General features: G+C 47.5%; 16 protein-coding genes. 7 read left to right on the top strand and 9 right to left on the bottom strand.

Features of this window, described 5'->3' with window-relative positions:
- Positions 1-87: 87 nt before the first annotated feature.
- The 3 genes from fabD to C5O19_RS12760 all read right to left on the bottom strand — a co-directional run bounded on the left by fabD (position 88) and on the right by C5O19_RS12760 (position 4367).
- A complete protein-coding gene (gene fabD, locus C5O19_RS12770; protein WP_104712752.1) occupies positions 88-975 on the bottom strand; it encodes an ACP S-malonyltransferase in 888 nt (295 codons plus the stop codon).
- Between the two features lie 43 nt (positions 976-1018).
- Positions 1019-1405, bottom strand: a complete 387-nt coding sequence (locus C5O19_RS12765; RefSeq protein WP_104712750.1) for a thiol-disulfide oxidoreductase DCC family protein — start codon at positions 1403-1405, stop codon at positions 1019-1021.
- Positions 1406-1517: 112 nt separating this feature from the next.
- The gene (locus tag C5O19_RS12760; RefSeq protein ID WP_104712747.1) at positions 1518-4367 is read right to left on the bottom strand and encodes a T9SS type B sorting domain-containing protein; all 2850 of its coding nucleotides are present in this window, start codon (positions 4365-4367) and stop codon (positions 1518-1520) included.
- A 415-nt stretch (positions 4368-4782) separates the two neighbouring features.
- On the opposite strand from C5O19_RS12760, the gene C5O19_RS12755 reads away from it, so the two are divergent.
- The 4 genes from C5O19_RS12755 to C5O19_RS12740 all read left to right on the top strand — a co-directional run bounded on the left by C5O19_RS12755 (position 4783) and on the right by C5O19_RS12740 (position 10561).
- Positions 4783-5571: a succinate dehydrogenase cytochrome b subunit gene (locus tag C5O19_RS12755; protein WP_104712744.1), complete on the top strand. Its 789-nt coding sequence runs from the start codon at positions 4783-4785 to the stop codon at positions 5569-5571.
- Between the two features lie 89 nt (positions 5572-5660).
- Positions 5661-7649, top strand: coding sequence for a fumarate reductase/succinate dehydrogenase flavoprotein subunit (locus C5O19_RS12750; protein WP_104712742.1), 1989 nt, complete (start codon positions 5661-5663; stop codon positions 7647-7649).
- A 42-nt stretch (positions 7650-7691) separates the two neighbouring features.
- Positions 7692-8441, top strand: a complete 750-nt coding sequence (locus C5O19_RS12745; RefSeq protein WP_207766406.1) for a succinate dehydrogenase/fumarate reductase iron-sulfur subunit — start codon at positions 7692-7694, stop codon at positions 8439-8441.
- Between the two features lie 308 nt (positions 8442-8749).
- Positions 8750-10561 (top strand): hypothetical protein, encoded by a 1812-nt coding sequence (locus C5O19_RS12740; RefSeq protein WP_104712736.1) that lies wholly within the window; start codon positions 8750-8752, stop codon positions 10559-10561.
- Positions 10562-10740: 179 nt separating this feature from the next.
- On the opposite strand, the gene rpoN is transcribed toward C5O19_RS12740, so the two are convergent.
- Positions 10741-12183, bottom strand: coding sequence for an RNA polymerase factor sigma-54 (gene rpoN, locus C5O19_RS12735; protein ID WP_104712733.1), 1443 nt, complete (start codon positions 12181-12183; stop codon positions 10741-10743).
- Between the two features lie 216 nt (positions 12184-12399).
- Between rpoN and lysS the strand changes: the two genes are divergently transcribed.
- On the top strand, positions 12400-14112 hold the full coding sequence (gene lysS, locus C5O19_RS12730; RefSeq protein WP_104712731.1) for a lysine--tRNA ligase: 1713 nt from the start codon (positions 12400-12402) through the stop codon (positions 14110-14112).
- Positions 14113-14295: 183 nt separating this feature from the next.
- Here lysS and C5O19_RS12725 read toward each other — a convergent pair whose 3' ends face one another.
- Positions 14296-14493, bottom strand: coding sequence for a cold-shock protein (locus tag C5O19_RS12725; protein ID WP_094809538.1), 198 nt, complete (start codon positions 14491-14493; stop codon positions 14296-14298).
- A 159-nt stretch (positions 14494-14652) separates the two neighbouring features.
- Between C5O19_RS12725 and C5O19_RS12720 the strand changes: the two genes are divergently transcribed.
- Entirely contained in the window at positions 14653-14874 is a 222-nt protein-coding gene (locus C5O19_RS12720) for a PspC domain-containing protein (protein WP_104712728.1), read from the top strand.
- A gap of 7 nt (positions 14875-14881) precedes the next feature.
- Here C5O19_RS12720 and C5O19_RS12715 read toward each other — a convergent pair whose 3' ends face one another.
- From C5O19_RS12715 to C5O19_RS12700, 4 genes are all read right to left on the bottom strand, one after another.
- Entirely contained in the window at positions 14882-16192 is a 1311-nt protein-coding gene (locus tag C5O19_RS12715) for a TolC family protein (RefSeq protein WP_104712726.1), read from the bottom strand.
- 55 nt (positions 16193-16247) lie between these two features.
- Positions 16248-16934 (bottom strand): ABC transporter ATP-binding protein, encoded by a 687-nt coding sequence (locus C5O19_RS12710; RefSeq protein WP_094809544.1) that lies wholly within the window; start codon positions 16932-16934, stop codon positions 16248-16250.
- A 152-nt stretch (positions 16935-17086) separates the two neighbouring features.
- Positions 17087-18115 (bottom strand): DUF4097 family beta strand repeat-containing protein, encoded by a 1029-nt coding sequence (locus tag C5O19_RS12705; RefSeq protein ID WP_104712723.1) that lies wholly within the window; start codon positions 18113-18115, stop codon positions 17087-17089.
- A gap of 60 nt (positions 18116-18175) precedes the next feature.
- The gene (locus C5O19_RS12700) at positions 18176-20521 is read right to left on the bottom strand and encodes an ABC transporter permease (RefSeq protein WP_104712721.1); all 2346 of its coding nucleotides are present in this window, start codon (positions 20519-20521) and stop codon (positions 18176-18178) included.
- 207 nt (positions 20522-20728) lie between these two features.
- Here C5O19_RS12700 and C5O19_RS12695 point away from each other — a divergent pair, with 207 nt between their 5' ends.
- Positions 20729-21418 (top strand): response regulator transcription factor, encoded by a 690-nt coding sequence (locus C5O19_RS12695; RefSeq protein WP_104712719.1) that lies wholly within the window; start codon positions 20729-20731, stop codon positions 21416-21418.
- Positions 21419-21440: the final 22 nt, after the last annotated feature.

Genomic DNA, 21440 nt, shown 5'->3' with positions numbered 1-21440 from the left:
GTCAAGTCGTTTCTGAAAATAAATTCAAATTTAAGGGGCTATTTTTTTTAAATGCCTGAATACGAATCGCTTTTCATTAAAAAAAAATTACACACCTGCGGTCTCTGCAGCGGCGTCAATCTTCTTCACCAGTCCTTGTAAAACTTTACCTGGACCGCATTCAACAAATAAGGTGGCTCCATCGGCCCGCATGGCCTGCACCGACTGCGTCCAGCGTACGGGAGCAGTTAATTGAGCAATCAGATTCGTTTTGATGGCGTCAATCTGCGTAGCGGGCTGGGCGTTCACGTTTTGGTACACGGGGAACTTGGCCGTATGGAAAGGGGTCACTTCGATGGCAGCAGCCAGTTCTTCCCGAGCGGGTTCCATCAAAGGGGAGTGGAATGCTCCTCCCACGGGCAGGGGCAATACGCGTTTGGCTCCTGCTTCCTTGAGGCGTTCGCCCGCTATACGTACGCCTTCGTGCGAACCGGAAATGACCAGCTGACCCGGGCAGTTGTAGTTAGCTGCCACGACGATCTCACCCGTTTCCTGACGTACCTGCTCACACAACTGAGCTACCTGCTCATCCGGCAGCGAGCTTAGAACGGCCGCCATCGTTGAAGGATTGATTTCGCAGGCTCGCTGCATCGCCAGAGCCCGTTTGGAAACCAGTCGTACGCCATCTTCAAACGATAAAACACCCGCCGTAACCAGAGCCGAGAATTCACCCAGGGAATGACCTGCGACCATATCCGGATTTAGATCGGGCGTGATAGATGCCAGAATCACGGAATGCAGGAAAATAGCAGGTTGCGTAACTTTCGTTTGCTTGAGTTCTTCATCGGAACCATTGAACATGATGTCCGTAATGCGAAACCCTAAAATATCGTTAGCCTTTTCAAAAAGAATGCGGGCTTCTTCGGAACGTTCGTACAGGTCTTTTCCCATACCCGAAAATTGCGATCCCTGACCCGGGAAAACATAAGCTTTCATACTGACAAGTTTGATAGAACCGCAAAAATAGAACTTCCCCGGCTTATCCCACAAAACGAAGCCGCTCTTTGGGGCTTGGTAGTCGGCAACTCTCGCGTTTACCAAACCACCGATAGCGGTTCCGAGCAATCAGACCATACACACGGTCGCGGATTGAAAGGGGTAAAAAACGTAAGGTCCAGAGCCATTGCCAGCCCTTGACGTGGTGGGCGATGCGGAGGGCGGCTTCTGATTTCTCGTAGATGCGACCGTCTTCCCAAAGCAGTACACTATCAAAATCAAGGGAAGGCCGATTCAGTTGGTCAAGTATAGATTGTCCATACGCAGATTGCAGGGAAGCAAACTGGTGCCTTCCGCCGTCGTGATCCATGATGTAATTGATGGTGGCGTTACAGAAATTACAAACGCCATCAAAGAGAATGACTGCCATGCGTAAAAGCCCTGATGTTACTTGATGAAGACACGGGTAAGGACTGAAACGTTCAGATATAAAAAAAGGAACCGCCAAGCAGTTCCTTTTTCTGTATCTGAATGAAAATAAGCTAGCGAATAATCTGTACCCAGCTCTTCAAAATAGCCGGACGATTTTCGTCAGCCCGGTTCAGGCGTTCGTAGGTAACCTGAGCTTCGTAGTAGTAGGTGCCTGCCGCCAGTTCTTTTCCTGAGTCGGTTCGTCCGTCCCACTCAATGAGCACATTGTCATTGCTCTCGTAGACTTTTACGCCCCAGCGGTTGTACACCCGGAACCGTACGTTTTTCACAAAACGAGGACAACGAATCGGCTCGAAGGTATCGTTCTTGCCATCACTGTTGGGCGTGATGACGTTCGGTAGGGAGTAATCCGTACAGTTGTCTTGGCAAACGGTGTTACTCGGAACCGACTCCGTACCAAAGCGATTCACCGAAGTTACGTAATAACACCCAGCGTAACTACTAAGATTGTCGTGCGTGAAGTTGCGGCTTGGGGGCGATTTAGTTTCACCGATTTTCTCAAAGTCACCCGTATCTCCGTAGCGTTTGTAGTAAATGTTGTATTGAACAATGTTCGGATCACAGGCGGCACCGTTAGGGCCCGTCGTTGCGTCCGTCCAGCTTAATTTATTGCTATACGGGCCTTCCTCACAGATGCCTTGCACGTACGTGGCACAGTCGAGCTGGTCCAGCGTAAGGACGGGCGGGCAGGGGCGAGTCGTATCGGTAGGCGTCAGACATAAACGTTGCGAGAAGTTGTACAACAAGCCCCCGTGAATGGTTGGATCATTGTACGTACCCACCGTTTCAACACGATAACAATACGTAGAGTCCGCGGAAAGTGTCGTACTCACATCCCCATCGGAGGTTACGTTGTCTCGTCCATTATCCGTGTACGTATAGGTTCCGGGGCCCTGTACGGCTACCTGCTGAATCAAATTGTACACGCCTGGCCGTACCTGACGGTAAATGCGGTGGGTCTGGTTATCATTGCTCCAGGGGACATTGGCTTGCCAGGAGAGCTGTACCGCACGGGACTGGCCATTTCCGCTCAGACGAACGCTACTGGCTGCCTGCGAAGAATCCTGCCGCGTGGTACCGTTGAACACATCTACACGGTAGCGGTAGGCGTTCGCTTCGGTATTCAGTCCACGATCCACGTAAATGGTATCGTTAGTACGGGGAGCGGATAAGTTGGTATTGATCGTGCCTACTTGCGTATAAGCCGTACCATTCAAACCCGTAGCCCGGAGGATGCGATACTGACGGGCACCCGTACCTTCGGGCCGCGTCCATTTTACGGTAATCTGACCCTGCGTAGTCGACGTTTCGTCAACGGTTACGTTGGTTATGTACAGAGCCTGATTAGGTAATCGCTGACAGGCCTGATTCGAGAACGTACTGGTAAACTGCGTCAGGTTATTGGGACCAGGGAACGAAGCGACAATCCGGTAGCTGTACTCCGTATTAGGCCGTAGACCAGTAGAATTATCTGTATAGGTCGTTTGCGTAGCCGGAACCCGGCCTACTTCCACGTAACCCGGCGGTGGGCCTGGTTTACAGATGTCAGGAGTCAGATTGGTACAACCCTGACGGCGGTAGATCACAATTTGGGCTCCGGTAATCTGACAGGGGTACGCATCCCAGTTGAGTACGTAACCCGTACCGCTGGGTTCAGACCGTAGGTTTTTGGGAGCGGGAGCGACCACGCGTACCTTCACTGTTTTGCTATCCACCAAATAAGGTTGAACTGATCCGGGATGATCTCGCACCTTGAAGAGTACTTCATAGGGCAGTTGCCGTACCTGCGTACAGTTGGTTTGCCAGCTAAAGGTACCCGTAGCCGGCGATGCCTGCGGTTGAGTCGGTGTAGTGAACGTAGCAAAGGGCGGCTGAATCAGGTTTACGCCCAGCGGTGTTTGCTGGTAAACCCCTCCCGTAGAAGTGATCGTTAAACGGTTGCCATCGGGGTCCGTAGCCCGTACATTGAACGTAGCCGTTGATCCTGCTTCTACGCAAATTTCATCGGGAACTTCTAACGTAGGCCGTTTATTCTGGCAGTCCCGAACGATAATCTGCATATCCCGTGTGATCTCACCAATTTTCACGCCATTCCGCCATTCTTCAATGATAAATGCGGCGTTATACTGGCCGGGGCAGGAAGGAGCATCCCAGATTAAATCCCCAGTAGTCGCATTGATTGTATAACCCGCAGCACCCGTATTGGCTTCGTTACGGTCGTTACAATTCGGGATGTCGTTGGGATATACAATACTCGGAATTACAAACCCATTACAGGACTCGCCCACCAGCGTTGATTTGTTTTGCGTCAAGCGGTACGCCAGGCTGTCGCCGTCTGCATCAAATGCACTGGGGTTGTGAATGTAACGTTGACCGGCACAGGCTTCAAAGTCAACGGGGGGATTCAGCATAACCGGGGTGCTATTCAAACCCAAAAAAGAGTTGATCGCCAGTGTAGATTCAACGAAAAAAGGATAGCTATCCGAATTACCATTGGTAATATTGAGGGTGCCCTTATTTCGGTTATCAATCCCAACGGAAACGGTATACGTACCCGGAGCACTGAAGGTATGGGTGGTACGAAAGATAAGTCGTACCGTGCTGTTCCCCACATCTACTAAACCTCCATTGGGCAAACCTTGCGTGAAGAGGGGCGTGGTTTGAATGGGAGTTCCGTCCCCGTAACAAAATTTTACACCGCCCGCTGCTGTGCCATCCGTCGCGGCTTTACCAAATTGATAGTCGCAGTAAATCGTAAGCGTTAACTCGTAGGTTAAGCTGGTACTGGATATCCGGCGGGAAGTAATCTCTCCGGCCCGCACGTGGGTAGCCCAGGCCGTGGAGGTTAAGCCACAAATGGTAAAAACCAGTAATCCAAATAAACGGTAAAGGGTTCTCATGCTACGCTGGTATAATCAGACAATCAGTTCGGTAGTATTCAAAAAACAGCGGTAATGGGTACAGATGCCCAAAGCTCAGGCTTGTAAAGGTACGGGTATAACACAGGTTCAAGGTACAGATTTGAATGTTCTTTCAATTCTGAAAACAATTGTTTTTACAACAAACTTTTTCACTGCTAAAGAAGTTTTTTTCCTGGGGGAAAATGTTCTGACAATAAGGTACTGAAACAGAGCTGGACTAGCCTAGAAGTGGGCACTAATTTCAAATGCTGAACGCTTTTCGAAAGCAAAAGGTATTTTTAATTAGCAAAAAATCAGAAATCGACTTTGGCAACCCACCGTTTGTGCCGTAGTTTTGACGCCTAATTAGGGGTTGGTTCCCTGCATTTTTAACTGTTCTTCGAGTCAAAAAACGATGTCCTGGGTCACACAAACTTTTTCGAGTTCGCTGGGCCGCAAGCTCATTATGTCCTTAACCGGATTGTTCTTATGTACTTTCCTGGTGGTACACGTGAGCGGTAACCTGCAATTGTTCAATCACGATGAAGGCTATGGCTTTAATAAGTACGCTGCCTTCATGTCTACGTTCAAGCCCATTCGGGTCGTTTCTTACGGCTTGTATGCATTCATTCTCTGGCATGCCGTTCAGGGATTGTGGCTGGCAAAAGACAACCGTAAAGCCCGTGGAGCACAGCGGTATGTAGTGGTTCATAACCAAAGTACCTGGGCTAGCCGTAACATGGCTCTGCTGGGTACCATGCTGTTGTTGTACATTGTCGTACACATGCACGATTTCTGGTATGTGTATCATTACGGGGATGTACCGTATCGCCAGTACGAAGAAAGTCTGGTAACGGGCGACATCTCTTCTACGCCGTATACGGGGCAGCCGATCAAAGGCCGCCTGGAAGAGTACGTACGCGAAGATTCACAAACTCGGGTTACGATTGTGAAGGACTTGTACAAGGAAACGACCGTAGCTTTTTCTAATCCCTTACTGGTATTATTCTACGTATTGGGAATGGCGGCTCTGGCCTATCACTTGGTTCACGGATTCTGGAGTGCTTTCCAAACGCTGGGTTGGAATCACCCCAAGTATAATCCGCTGATTCGTTTTCTCGGCGTGTGGGTATTTGGTATTGGTATCCCGCTGGCTTTTGCGGCCATGCCTATTTATTTTTACATTAAGAGTTTAGGAGCGTAACCTTTGCCTTCAACCTTAATGAAGGCGTGTGTATTCTCGTTAGTCATCAGTCCGGAACTATACCGGAGTTTATAAACTGAAATCATTCCATGGCAACATCACCCAAATTGGATGCCAAAATACCTGACGGGCCGCTGGAGACGAAGTGGACAAAGTACCGCTCGACCGTGCCGCTCGTTAACCCTGCCAATAAACGGAGTCTGGAAATTATCGTCATTGGTACGGGACTAGCCGGAGCTTCGGCGGCGGCTACGTTGGCTGAGTTAGGTTATAAAGTAAAAGCATTTTGTTTTCAGGATTCTGCTCGCCGGGCTCACTCCATTGCGGCTCAGGGTGGAATTAACGCTGCTAAAAACTATCAAAACGACGGTGACTCCGTGTACCGTCTGTTTTATGATACGATCAAAGGTGGTGATTACCGGGCTCGGGAAGCTAACGTATACCGTTTGGCCGAAGTATCCGGGAATATCATTGATCAGTGCGTAGCCGCTGGTGTACCTTTTGCCCGTGAATACGGCGGACTGCTTTCCAACCGGTCATTCGGTGGTACGCAAGTTCAACGTACGTTCTACGCGGCAGGTCAAACGGGTCAGCAATTACTGCTGGGAGCTTATTCAGGCTTACAGCGTCAGGTAGGAGCGGGTAACATTACGATGTATACCCGTCACGAAATGCTGGATGTGGTTATGATCGACGGCAAATGCCGGGGTATCATTGCTCGTAACCTGATTACGGGTGAACTTGAGCGTCACTTTGGTCATGCGGTTCTGATTTGCTCAGGCGGGTACGGAAATGTATTCTATCTGTCAACGAACGCCATGGGTTCAAACGTAACGGCTGCGTGGAAAGCTCACAAAAAAGGAGCATTCTTCGGAAACCCCTGCTTTACGCAAATTCACCCGACGTGTATTCCGGTATCGGGCGATCACCAGTCGAAACTGACGTTGATGTCCGAATCCTTACGGAATGACGGTCGGATTTGGGTGCCTAAAAAGAAAGATGATAACCGTTCAGCTGATCAGATTCCTGAAGACGAACGTGATTACTACCTCGAACGTCGTTACCCTGCGTTTGGTAACCTCGTACCCCGGGATATTGCCAGCCGGGCTGCTAAAGAGCGTTGTGATGCAGGTTATGGAGTAGGTACTTCGAAAATGGCCGTTTACCTGGATTACTATGCCGCTTATGAGCGATACGGTAAAGGTGAAGTAAACAAAAGAGGTATTCATAATGCCTCGGCGGATCAGATTCTTCAATTAGGAAAGGCTGTCGTAAAAGAAAAATACGGTAACCTTTTCGATATGTATAAGCAGATTACGGGTGAAGATCCGTATCAGGTGCCGATGCGTATTTACCCAGCCGTTCACTATACCATGGGAGGTCTTTGGGTGGATTACAACCTGATGACGACGGTACCGGGTCTGTATGCTTTGGGCGAGGCCAACTTCTCCGATCACGGAGCAAACCGTCTGGGAGCGTCAGCTCTGATGCAGGGTCTGGCCGATGGTTACTTTGTAATTCCTTACACCATTGGTGCCTACTTGGCGAGTGAAATTCGGACGAAAGCGATTTCAACGGATCACCCCGCCTTTGTACAAGCCGAGAAAGAAGTAAACGACCGGATTACTAAACTGATTTCGATTAAAGGCACGAAATCTCCCGAAGCTTACCACAAAGAACTGGGTAAGATTATGTGGGATAAGTGTGGAATGGCCCGTAATGAACAAGGTCTTAAAGAAGCCATTCAGGAGATTCGGGCTCTGAAAAAAGAGTTCTGGTCGAATGTGAAAGTCATGGGTGACATCGATGAGTTCAACCCAGAACTGGACAAGGCCAACCGCGTTGCTGACTTTATTGAGCTGGGCGAGTTGATGTGTATGGACGCTCTGGATCGGAATGAATCCTGTGGCGGTCACTTCCGCGAAGAATACCAAACGGAAGAAGGCGAAGCCAAACGGGACGATGAGAATTACATGTATGTATCCGCATGGGAATACCAGGGTGAATCGCAGTGGGAGCTTCACAAAGAAGAACTCAACTACGAAAACATCAAAATTGCCCAGCGTTCTTATAAGTAATAGGTTAACAATTAGAGAGTTAACGAAACAATGGAAGGTAATATGAACCTGACGCTCCAGGTGTGGCGTCAAAAAAATAGTAGAACGGAAGGCCGGATGGAATCCTACCAGCTTTCCGGCATTTCCGAGGATATGTCGTTCCTGGAAATGTTCGATGTACTTAACGAGCAACTGGTACACGAAGGAAAAGAACCCGTAGCCTTTGATCACGATTGCCGTGAAGGAATCTGCGGAGCTTGTTCTATGTACATTAACGGTCGTCCCCATGGTCCCTTACAAGGGGTAACTACCTGTCAGTTGCACATGCGTAGCTTCAAAGATGGCGATACCATTGTGGTAGAACCTTGGCGGGCTCAAGCATTTCCGGTTATCAAAGACTTGGTAACGGACCGTACTTCCTTCGACCGTATTATTTCGGCGGGTGGGTATATTTCGGTCAATACGGGTAATGCTCAGGATGCGAACTCTATCCCCATTCCGAAAGAAAACGCAGATGCTTCCTTTATGGCAGCGGCCTGTATTGGATGTGGGGCCTGCGTAGCGGCTTGTAAAAATGCTTCGGCCATGTTATTTACTTCTGCTAAAATCTCTCAGTTAGCTCTGTTACCTCAGGGTGAAGCCGAGCGGACCGCACGGGCTAAGAAGATGGTAGCTCAGATGGACGAAGAAGGTTTTGGTGCCTGTACCAACACGGGGGCCTGTGCTGCCGAATGCCCGAAAGGCATCAGCATGGAAAATATTGCCCGTATGAACCGTGAATTTTTTGTAGCAGAAATCGGTACAAAAGATTAATTATAAATTGATGATAAACCAGTACTTGAGCAAATCATTGCTTAGGTACTGGTTTTGAAATCAATAAGTTAAGTTAAGGAGATACTATAATATAGAAATTATTATACGGTTTTTGGCCACTTGGCACAGTTATTATATTCATTACAGTGAAGTATCCTTTCGATAAATTATTCTCCAGTAAGTAAACAATGTCACTAGTACTTAGTTTACTTTGTGGAACTGAAAGTCAAATTTCTCCGTACATTTAGAGAAAGTACTTCATTGCTGTTGTTTAGCTTAGCGACTTATCAAACAAAAACACACAAACTATGAAGAGTATCTACCGCTCGTTGTGCATGGGGTGGGGAATTTTAGCAATTTTACTTTGTTCAACCCAATTCAAAGCAACAGCTCAGACCACCGATCCGTCAACCTCTAGCAAACGTCTAACGTTACGCCAGTGGCGGAAGCAGGCTTTGAACGCACAAACCTCATCAACCTACATTACCGTTGGTGACTCTCTGACCGCTTGTGATACCATCACTTACATTCCGGTCCTTGGAAAATCACCTTGGCGTCTTGCCATCCCATTTGGTCCAGGTATTGCTTATTGCGGTACTTGGAACGGCACCTTTAACGATCACCGCGATCGCTCCCTGTTCAACGGCTTTGGCCTGAACGTTTCTGTAGGAGCGGATTATTTCTTCAGACCTGAAAATCGTTTCAAATTTGGTTTGGGCGTTGAAGGGGGCTGGCAAACGTTCTTCGTTCGTGGAGCGTACAAAAACTATCTGTATGCTCAAGCCGATGCTCAGGGTGTAGCTCGTGAAAACGTAGATCTAAGAAAACGTGCTTCTGAAGACATGTTCCTCTTAGTGGGTCCCGTTATTTCGTACGACCTGACGAAGAAACCACAAAGTAGCTTCTTGGAAGCTGCGGTGAAAGCAGGTATTTTCCGTACCCAATCAGCAATGATCGGAGCGATTAATACCCAGAACAACCAATTGATCTCCATGGTTTCTCCGACGGACAAACTGTTGCATCCAGGCGTTAAAGGACACATTGGTGCCTTCTTCCCCTTCGGTAACAACTGGTACGGTGGAGCACAAATCAGCGGTTTTTACACGCAGGTAAACTACTTCACGCAAGACAACGCTGCTCACATTTGGGAATTCAAACGTAAGCACGGTGGCTGGGCTCTGCAATTAGCTCTTCGTAAGTCTTTCAACCGTACGACGCTGGTACAAGTGGCTCCGGCTGAATGCCCCACTTGCGTAGCTCCGACGATTACGGGTGTAACGCTGGGCGATCAAACGATTACGGGCTTGACAGTGAAGGATTCTTTGGCTAATACTTTCTTCCGGGCAGGTACGTATCCAAAAGTTACCTGGACGAGCGGAAGCTCAGAAGCTGGTGAAACGTATACGGTGAATGTTCACAAGAAATCTCCAGAGTCGGATGAAATCGTATACTCACTGAAGAGCACGACCGAACGTAGCTTCGAATGGCCTCAGGATCTGAAATTCCCTGGTGACTCGATCTCTCAAACGGAATTCTATTACGTAACGGTTCACTCTGAGCGTAACAACAAGTGTGGACGTTGTATTTCAGAAGTAGCTACAGCTAGCTTCGGTTTCGAAAAAGCAGCTCCGAAAGTTATCGAAGAGAAAACTCGCTTCCGTCACCGTTTAGTTGAAGTTTCTGCTTACTACTCTACGGTAGTGGGTCGTGATTCAGTACAATGCTACTGCTACTGCGACGGAACGCGTCAGCCAAGTGGAACCTACCGCAAACGCACGCTGTACGGAACGTATACGCAAGAACTGGAACAAGCTAAGCTGAACGCTTTCGAAGAACTGAAAGACGATATCGAAATCGCAGTTCCTGCTCAATTCGATGCTCTGGTATCTAGCATGAAGCGTCCAAGATACTTCAAGGCTATCTACGAAATCGATGAAGTGAAAGCAAACGGTGAAGTGGTTCGTCACTTAGGTGATTACCAAGTAACCATCACTCGTTCGAAAGGCAAATACATCATCTCTAAAACCAGTATTCGTCAGATTACGGAAGAAGAGAAACAACGTATCATCGAACAAGAAGGCCGTAAGGCTAAAAAAGGAAAGCCTAGAAGAAGAAACTAATCTTTCCTGAGTAACAAAAAAGGCTCCGCTTGAAGTGGAGCCTTTTTTGTTTAAACACTGAACCAATACAAAAAAGCTGGAAGGTTCGAATAATTGTATTCTAAGAGCCCAGCACTAAAAAGGCGGATCGTCATCACGATCCGCCTTTTTAGTGCTGGGTCTGTAGTAGCTTAACGATATTACAGTTCCCGACGAATTTTGGCGATAGGAATGTTTAGTTGTTCGCGGTATTTCGCCACCGTACGTCGAGCAACGGGATATCCTTTTTCTGTCAGTAATTCTTGAATCTGTTGGTCAGTATACGGCGATTGTTTGTCTTCTTTTTCAATGATTTCGACAATAGCCTGTTGAATCTCACGATTCGAAACTTCTTCGCCTTCGTCGTTTTTCACGCCTTCGGTAAACAAGTCTTTCAGGTGAATAATACCGAAGGGAGTTTGGGCGTATTTACCCGAAGTAACCCGAGAGATCGTTGAAATGTCCATTCCAATGCGGTCGGCAATATCCTTAAGAATCATAGGTCTAAGTTGCCGTACATCGCCCGTTATGAAGTAGTCCTTCTGAAACTCAATAATAGCTCGCATGGTATTGAGCATGGTTTGCTCCCGTTGCTTCAGAGCATCGATAAACCAGCGAGCCGAAGCCAGCTTGCTCTTGACGAATTGAGCAGCCGCCCGGTCACTTTTGTTACGCGATTCGGCCATTTCAACAACCGCCTTGCTCAGCCGGATGCTGGGCAAATCGCGGCCATTGAGGCTTACTTCAAATAGACCGTTATCATTCGAAATAAAATACTCCGGCAGAATATTCTCGTTAACGACCAGACTACTGCTTTGGCCCCCAACGACGGGCTTCGGATTGAGGTGAGCAATCACGGCGAGAACTTCCTTCAACTGATCGTTGTCCAGGTTCATGACCCGCATAATTTTCTCGTAATTCCGTCCAGCCAATTCGTGCATGTGCCGACGTACGACTTCGATACTAAGTGTATTTTCGGGCGTATGCGGTTTACGTTCCAATTGTAAAAGCAGGCAATCTTGCAGGTCGCGGGCCGCTACACCCGGAGGGTCAAGCGAGCGTATTAACGGAAGAATCTCTTCAATTTCTGATTCTTCTACCCAAATGTTGTTCGTGAAACTAATATCATCGGCAATATTGTAGGCATCGTACTTGAGAAAACCATCGTCATCAAGGGAATCCACAATGAAGTCTGCAATCAATCGCTGCCGCTCGGTTAGCTCAAGTGTACCTACCTGTTCCTTGAGTTCTTCACGCCAGGTGTTTAACTGAACGATGGGAGAGGTATAGAAATCCTCGTCGGCGGCAAAATTGTCCGACCGGGTTTTGTATTCAGGAATGTCATCATCGGCAAATTCGTCCCAATCCCGAAAATCATCGGTTGGTAAATCGCTGCCTTCGGGTTGGTATTCATCCAAACCGTCGGAATTCTCTTCTGTTTGTTCGGGCGTTTCGGTGCCTTCTTCCAATACCGGATTCTCTTCCAGCTCATCTTTTATTCGCTGCTCCAATTCCAGCGTATTCAGACCCAGCAAATTCAGCATCTGAATCTGCAGGGGCGAAAACTTCAGAGTTTGGCGTTGCGTTTGGGTCAGTCGCTGCATATCTCTTCCTAGTAAAAAGGTCCCCAGACTCAACGAATGGGTACACGGGGTGTTGATTTCTACAAATCTAAGGATAGTTAAAAGGTAGCGAAAGAATAAAACCTTAAAATTGAGCAGGTATTTATGCTAACGGAGCAGTCCGCAATGGTTATTTTTGCAGTCAATCCACTGGGTGGATGTATTATCAACATTCCCTGAGAAGGGTGATATTAAATCATGCAACTTTCTGAACAAGAATTACTCCGTCGTCAAAAGCGGGAAGAACTATACCGGTTGGGCATCGATCCGTATCCGGCTGAAGGCTACGAAATCAACGTTACTGCCGCTGACATTCTCCAAAATTACGAACGGAATAAAACCGACTATAAAACCGTTTCCATAGCCGGCCGCCTGATGAGCTTCCGGATTATGGGCTCGGCCAGTTTTGCTGAATTACAGGATTCTACGGGTCGTGTTCAATTATATTTCCGTCGCGACGATCTGTGTCCGGGCGAAGACAAGACCCTCTATAATACGGTATTTAAAAAGCTGCTTGACATCGGTGACATCATCGGTATCAAAGGGTACGTATTTACGACGCAGACCGGCGAGATTTCTATTCACGTACAGGAGTTCACTATTCTGACTAAATCGCTTCGTCCGCTGCCCATCGTGAAGCGGGATGAGGAAGGAAACGTGTACGATGGCTTCACGGATCCTGAGTTACGCTATCGCCAACGGTACGTCGACTTGATTGTGAACCCGCAGGTAAAAGACATTTTCGTAAAGCGAGCCAAAATTATTTCAACCATGCGGCGGATCTTCGATGATCGCGGCTGGCTGGAAGTAGAAACCCCGATCCTGCAATCCATCCACGGTGGAGCTGCGGCTCGTCCCTTTAAGACGCATCACAATACGCTGGATATGCCCCTGTATCTGCGGATTGCGAACGAATTGTACCTGAAACGATTGATTGTAGGTGGATTCGAAGGCGTGTATGAATTCGGGAAGATGTTCCGGAATGAAGGAATGGACCGGACTCATAATCCGGAGTATACTGCCTTAGAATTCTACGTAGCCTACAAGGACTACGAGTGGATGATGAACATGACGGAAGAAATTCTGGAAAAGGTGGCTATCGCTACGAATGGAAAAACGCAGGTACAGATTGGCGAGAATTTGGTCGAGTTCCAGGGACCGTATGCCCGACTGAGTATTTCTGCGGCCATTCAGAAATACACTGGCCTTGACGTAGATGCTCTATCGGAAGAAGAACTGCGGGCCGAAGCTCAGAAACTCGGCGTGGAAGTAGATGCCACGATGGGTAAGGGTAAACTTATTGACGAAATCTTCGGAGAAGCAGTGGAAAGCAATCTGGTGCAGCCCACGTTCATCATGGACCATCCGCTGGAGATGTCACCCCTGACCAAAAAGCACCGGAGTAAACCCGGCGTAGTAGAGCGATTTGAGATATACGTCAACGGTAAAGAGATCGCCAACGCCTATTCGGAGTTGAACGATCCAATTGATCAGCGGGAGCGTTTTGAAGAACAGCTTCGTCTGGCAGAACGCGGCGATGAAGAAGCCATGGCCCTCGATGAAGATTTCATCCGTTCATTGGAGTACGGTATGCCACCTACCGCCGGCATCGGTTTCGGCATTGATCGCTTGACGATGATGATGACTAATAATGCCAGCATTCAGGAAGTTCTGTTCTTCCCGCAAATGCGTCCGGAGAAAAAAATGGAAGTTGCTACCGAAGCTGATTACGTAGCTGCGGGGATTCCAGCGGAATGGGTACCGGCTATCCAGAAGATGGGTTTCCTGACCGTAGAAGCCCTGAAAGGAGCGAACCCGAATAAAGTATTCAACGATCTAGGCGGACTTCGTAAGAAGCTAAAAATCGAAGCGAAAATGCCGACGCTGGACGAGGTGAAAAGCTGGGTCTAGACGTTTAGTTTTCAGTTGAAAGGGGAGGGGCTTTTCTTTTGGAAAGTGTCTCCTTTTTCATTTGCTTTAAGAAGAGTAGAAAGAATTGCTATTATATGGTGTTACCTCTGGCCCTGATACAGAAAAAATCCCGAACTCTAATAGAGTCCGGGACCGGAGTTAAGACAAGTGACTTAAGAAAGACTAAGCCAATTTCTTTACGTTTACTGCGTTCACGCCTTTTTTACCGCTGATCGTTTCATACGACACGCGATCATCCTGACGGATTTGCAACCCATTCAAACCCGTGACGTGAACGAAGATGTCCTGTCCCGTGGCATCGTCAACGATGAAGCCAAACCCCTTGCTTTCGTTGTAAAACTTTACTGTACCTGTTTGCATAACAAATTAAATATTGAAACGGAAGATTTTCCCGAAATAAAAGATTATTTATTAGGGTTAATACAGTTTTAACGAAAAAATTTTTTTTTAAACATTGGTATGAATTTTTATGTTTTCGGGAAGTGTCCGTATTTTCGATTAACCAAAGATCGCCCAATCATGAACCGTTTACGATATCTTGTTGAAAGTCAAGCTTTTGGCGTGTGTTCGTCGGTAGGCGAACGGCTTGGAATCTCTGCCAGCAGCATTCGTTTGTACTTCATTTACACGTCCTGCCTAACGATGGGGTCTCCGCTGGTACTATACCTGATTATGGCCTTCTGGATGAATTTCGGAAAGCATCTGCGTCGCCATCAAAATCCTACGGTTTGGGAACTGTAGATCGGACTTAGTCTACAAACAAATTCTTACCTTGATAGAAGTCGAGAATTTTGACTCGAAACAGGTAATCGTAACGAGCCTGAATCTGATTCAAGCGAGCTCGGTCCAGATTAGTTTTGGCAATATTGTATTCGACTACGTTCAACGTACCTGCTTGAAAGCGGCTTTCGGCTGATTTCAATGTCTCATCGAAGTTTTTTACCTGATTTTCCAGAGCATCGTACCGCATCTTGGCGACCTCTAGATTAGCGTATGCCTGCTCAATGCCTTGTTTAACTTGAATCTGTACGTTTTGAGCCTGCACTTCGTAGCGTTTTTTGTCGACAATTGCGTTTTGAACCCGGTTTTTATACACCCAGCTTCGGAAGATTGGAATGGATAAATCCAGCGAAAAATTCCGGTTAAAGTTGTTACCTAACTGATCACCGTAAGTTACGTTTGCCGTAGAAGAGTATCGGGTGCTAACGAATGAATTCAAAGAAAGTTGGGGATACTGCAAACCCCGAAGCATTTTGATGGTATGATCAAAACTCTTTACGCGAATCTGAGCGGCTTTAATCATAGCTAGGTTCTGTTCTGCTGACTCGTACACTTGCGTAGCCGTATTGGCGTAACCCATTTCCCCTTCCGGCGTCAGCCGTTCAAGTCTAAAGTCCAGAGGAATCTGCGGGTTGTTCAGGGTTTGCCAGAAGGTGAGTCGATTCAGTTTCAACTGGCCCTGCATGGTAACCAGACTCAATTGGTCATTGGCCACCTGTGAACCGAGCGTATATTCGTCGTAGGGAGCCAGGTTGCCAGCTTTAACCAGAGCTACGGTCCGTTCCAGTTGCATTTTAGAAGCCTCCAGCTGCTGTTCCGCCAGATTGACCTGATCCTCGCTACTGAGGACCTGCAAATACGCTAGAATCGTATTCAGGGTCACTTGATCTTTCGCTTGTTGTACATCCTGTTCGGCAGCTTTCATCAGAAGATTGTTCTGCTTGATGAAATTCTGATTGTATAACCCATTAAACAGCGTAACGCCCGCCGAAAAACTGAAATTAGAAGCATTCAGCTTTTCATTAACGAATCCGTTCGTGTAAGGGTCAATACTACGACCGTAGTTGATCGACTGCGAAGCGTTGGCCTGAGCTGAGGGCAGAAGTGCCAGTTTTGACTGTAAGAGGTTATTCTCACTCGTTTCGACCAGCAGTTCATTTTGCCGTACCGTTAAGTTATTACGGATGGCTACATCTACGGCCTGTTTCAGCGTCATGGGCGTTTGGGCTTGCAGGTAGCCACTAAATAAGAGCCCGGTGAAAAGGAGTAATTTTTTCATGGAAATGTATACCTAAAGGAAAACAAGGGGGAAGTTGAAGGTCGAACGAGAGACGCTAAGCGATGGATTCTACGCGAAGGTCTTCGACAATTTTTCCATCATTCAGGTGTAAAATCCGGTTGCCGTAAGCTGCATTCTTTTCCGAGTGCGTTACCTGAATAATGGTGATACCTTCCTGGTTAAGTTGCTTGAAAATCTGCATGATTTCTTCAGCCTGGGCCGATTGGAGGTTACCCGTAGGTTCATCCGCCAAAATAATTTTAGGTTGACCCACTAATGCCCGGGCAATGCCTACCAGTTGCTGTTGCCCGCCGGAAAGCTGATTGGGAAACAAATCTTTTTTAGCAACCATGTTAAACCGATCCAGAATATCGGCGATGCGGCTTTTCCGCTCTGAACTCGGTACGTTTTTGTATAATAGCGGCGTTTCCAAGTTTTCGTATACGGTCAGTTCATCGATGAGGTGATAGGCCTGGAAGACGAAACCGATATAGGCTTTGTACAACTCCGAACGTTTCTTCTCACTGAGTCGCTGTACCGGCTGATCGAGGAATGTATACTCACCTGAAGTAGGCTGATCGAGTAGGCCAATAATGTTCAGTAGGGTAGACTTGCCCGCTCCGGATGGACCCATGATACTAACAAATTCTCCTTCTTTAATTTCGGTTGTAACGTGCCGGAGAATGTATGTTTTGGTGAACCCGTTCTGGTAATACCGTTCGATGTCTTGCAGTGAAATCATGGAGATGCTGTTTGAAGGTTCTATTTTCTAAAGCTGTGCCAAAGCGATAAAAAAAGAATTAATGTTTTGATTATTAGATATTTATAAAATAATTATGTCCGAAAACGAACAATTAAGTGTTCGCTTTCGGACATGCAAGAAAGGAAATTCAGTTATTGAATGGATACAGAGTTACTCCCGTGAATCGTGAGGGGTACACCACCGCCATTGAGTTTGCCATCTACATGCGTATCATCGGCTTCTCCCCGGAACTTCGCGAGCGGAAAGTGAATCCGGCTACCACGTACGGCCAGATCTACGCCCTGATTTTCGGGTAAGCGGACCTTAATACTGCCCGCTGAGCACCTCAGTTTGACATACTTACTGAGTTTGGCAAATTCCACATCCAAACTACCAGCACTCGTTTCGGCTTCTACTGCCGCTGATAAATTATACAAACGGATGGAACCTCCTGAGCTTTTCGTATAGAGTTCTCCGCTAATGGCATCGCCTTGAACGCTACCCCCGCTGGTGGTGGCCTCAATCGTGCCGTTCAGGCGAGTTAGACGTACACTACCACCGGAAGTTTTTAACGTGATTTTGCCTTCCAGGTCTTCGGCGTGAATGCTACCCCCGCTGGTCTGTACGTTCATTTCTTTCCGGCAATTGTTCAGGTGAATGCTACCGCCACTGGTGCGACCCTGAATCAGACCGGCCACGTCGCTCATGTGCAGACTACCTCCGCTGGTCTGAAACTGTTGCGGTCCGTCCAGGTGAGCCAGCCGAATACTTCCTCCGCTAGTACGCAGGTCCGTAGCAAAGGTACGAGGCGTAAAAATCTTGAAGGATACGCTGATGTTACGATCTGAATTCCAGGAGACCCCTGATTTACGACGGGAGTAGACGACCACCGACGAACCTTCTGTTTTCATGCTCAGCTCATACTCGGCGAGTTGCTTTTCAATTTCCGCTTTATCGATTTTGTTCGCGGGCCAGTTATTAAGCCGTACGTACATTTCTACTTTCACGTCGGAAGAAGAACCTCCTTCAACCTGAATACTACCGCCGGAAACGTCCACGCGAACATTGGATAAGTTACCCGTGAAGGTTTTCGTCTGGTAAGGTTGATCTTCGGAGGATTGGGCCGAGGCTGTACCCAAAACAAGAGTCAGCAACGGGAAAAGGTAAAAACGTTTCATCATTTCTGGTAGTTTTTGGACAAAGACAACGCTCCTTTTCTTTTTGTTGCACGGCTCGACGCTTCACTCCGCTTTCAGACTGTATACGGGATTGGTACGGGCAGCTCGAATGGACTGATACGCTATGACTGCCAGCGTTAAGGCCAGCGTAATAAGCAGGGTGCCGCCGAAATACAGCCAATGTAGTGAAATGCGGTACGTAAACTGTTCAAGCCAGCCTTGCATGAGTACGGTGGCAATGGGTACTGCCACTACGAAGCCTAACGCAGCCATGATCACGAAGGATTTCCCGAAGAGGTACAGAATCTGCCCTTCGCTGGCCCCCAGGACTTTTCGGATTCCTATTTCTTTGGTACGCGTTTCGGCCATAAACCGGATGAAGCCAAACAGACCTAAACCGCAAATCCAGACGGCTACCCCCGCAAACAGTACAATTAGATTGGCTAGGCTATCTTCGGCCTGGTACGACTGGGCCAACTGCTGATCTAGCCACTGGTACTCGAAAGGCTGTTGCGGATAAATTTTCTCCCAAACCGCTCGTATCTGGGGTAGTGTTTTTTCCAGATCATCTACGGCCAGTTTGATACCTACTTGCTGATAGAGCGAAGCCTGACTACCGATGAAGCAGGGTTCGATGGCTTTGTGTAAGGATAGGTGATGGAAATCTTTCACAACGCCCACAATGGATAATGTACTGTGAGCCAGGTAATAATCCAGTTTTCGCCCCAGAATTTGATTGGGGTCTTTGAGTTGAAGCTTGCGGAGAAAAGCCTCATTCACTACAATTTCCCGAAGTGTATCACTCGGCGTAATATTTCGCCCGGCCACGAGCTGTAATCCATACGTTGGTAGGAAGGCCGCATCCGCAATTTTTTCCCGTAGGGCGAAGGTTTCAAACGAAGCTTTGTCGGCAAATTTAAACGTACCGCCGTTCATCTTCGTCGAGGAAGGCGGACGAAACTGGAAGGTAAGAGCCTGAATTTCCGGATATGCTTCCAGGGCCTGTCGTAATACGTGATCTTTGCCTTTCTCGGGGAGATTGATTACCAGAATATTGTCTTTTTTAAACCCCAAATCAGCCTGTTGGAAGTACCGAGTCTGGTATACCATGACGATCGCACCGATGATCAGTACCTGACAAACAACAAACTGCGTAACAGTAAGAACCTGCCGTAAGGAAATGGTGCTTTTGGGACGAAGGGTACCTTTCAACGCTGCAATGGGAGCAAAGTTGGCTTGAAGGTACGCCGGGTAAGCACCCGCCAGCCCCGTAATCGTTCCAGCAAGTAGCAGTAGAAAAAACGTAAGACTAGCGTCCAACTGCCAGCTCAGCTGACTCTGGGTCCATTGGCTCAGATACGGAAGCAATACTTCTACCAGAAACAGAGCCAGCAGAAAAGCAATTCCTACGAGTACAGCCGTTTCAAGCAGAAACTGAGTTAATAACTGTCGGCGTGAACTACCCAGGCTCTTGCGAATGCCCACTTCCTTCACCCGGCGAAGCGATTGAGCCGTCGTAAGGTTAATGAAGTTGATACAGGCCGTTAGTACCAGAAAAAGCCCCACCCAGGCCAGCGTATATACCAGCGTACGGCGGATGGAGCCGGGCGTACGGGAATCGAAGTGCACGTCTCGTAGGGGCTGCCAGTGCAGTTGAATATAGCGAGCATCTGCCCCGAGGGCCTTACGGATAACCTTTGGCATGGCCTGTTCCATTTGGGCCTCTTTGGTAGGGTCCTTAAGGGTAGCGTAAACGCGATTGGTACTGTTTAAATACCACCAATTGTCTTTTTCAAAAGTGGGAATAACGTCCAGCGGTAAGAACATCCCTGCTTTCAGATCCGTCGTGGGTGGGGGATCAGCGATAATACCCGTGACGAGTACGCTCGTTTCTTTGTCGATGTCGAGGCGTTGGCCCATTGGATTCCGATCACCAAAGTATTTTTTTGCCCAACGCTCGGTTAGAATCGCCGTATTTTTTTGCAGCGACGCGGGTGTCCCTTGCTTCCACTGGTAGTCGAAAATCTTGAAATAGGAGGAATCGACCAGAAAAACGCCCGTATGTTCGGGAAAAACCCGGTCACCCTGACGTATCGTTACATCCTGATTGGTCACGAAGAAGGTGGCCTCTTCTACCTGCGGGAATTGCCGTCGTAACAAAGGAGCCAGCGGAGGCATGGCTTCAGGGTAGGTTTCAACGGATCCATCGTCCAGCCGTAAATCGGTCACTACGCGAAAAATGCGATCGAATTTCTGATGATGCCGATCCGTAGTATAATGGTAGCGGAGAAATAGAAACGTTAGGATGCCACCAGCTATGCCTACGGCCAAACCCGCCAAATGCAGAAAAGTATAGACTTTCTGACGAGCAAACTGACGGAAGATAAGGGTAAGGAAATTTCCGAACATAGGCGAATGGTAAATTGAAAGGAACGTACAGAAGCAAGGAGCCCTAAAAGTATTCCAAGAAAAGTTAAAGTTTGTTAAGATTCAGACAAACAGTTAGTTAGAAGAGTTTGAATGCTCATTTGTGAACAGTAGGCTGTGCGGTTTTGAACAATCGAAAACTAGTTTTGTCATTATTGAATTATACTTCGGTAATCAATATATACTGCCATGTCAAAAATTTTGCTCGTTGAGGATGATAGCCGGGTGGCTTCCTTTGTTGAAAAAGGATTGCGGGAAAAGCTATTTCAGGTTCGGCACGTGATGAAGGGTTACGAGGCCATCGAAGAGACGATGCAGCAGGAATTTGATGCTATTATTCTGGACATTATGTTACCGGACCTGGATGGGTTTGATGTCTGTCGAACGATTCGCCGGCGGGAAATCAACGTTCCGATCATCATGCTGAGTGCGTTAAATACGCCGGAGGAGAAGATTCAGGGACTGGAAGCCGGAGCCGATGATTACTTAGGGAAGCCCTTCAACTTTCTGGAACTAATTGCTCGAATCAATGCTCAGCTGCGGCGGAAATCTTTCGAAAAGGGAAACTTTGAGCAGTATACGTACTATGATTTAAGCATCAATCTGGATCGCCATGTCGTGAAGCGGGGAGAAACGGAAATCACTCTGTCGCCGCGTGAATTTAAACTGCTACTGTTCTTTATGCAGAATAAGGAACGGGTAGTAACACGTGCTGAAATCGCCGAAGCTGCCTGGGATTTAAACTTTGATACCAACACTAACGTAGTAGATGTATATATTAACTATCTGAGAAATAAACTGGATAAAGGATATGATACAAAATTCATTCAAACGATTAAAGGAAGAGGATATTTGTTTGAACAATACACGGAAGAATAGAAAAGTATTCGTTAGGTTAAAA

This window comes from Siphonobacter curvatus (assembly GCF_002943425.1).
Classification (GTDB): domain Bacteria; phylum Bacteroidota; class Bacteroidia; order Cytophagales; family Spirosomataceae; genus Siphonobacter; species Siphonobacter curvatus.
This window is presented reverse-complemented; position numbering and strand designations above follow the sequence as displayed.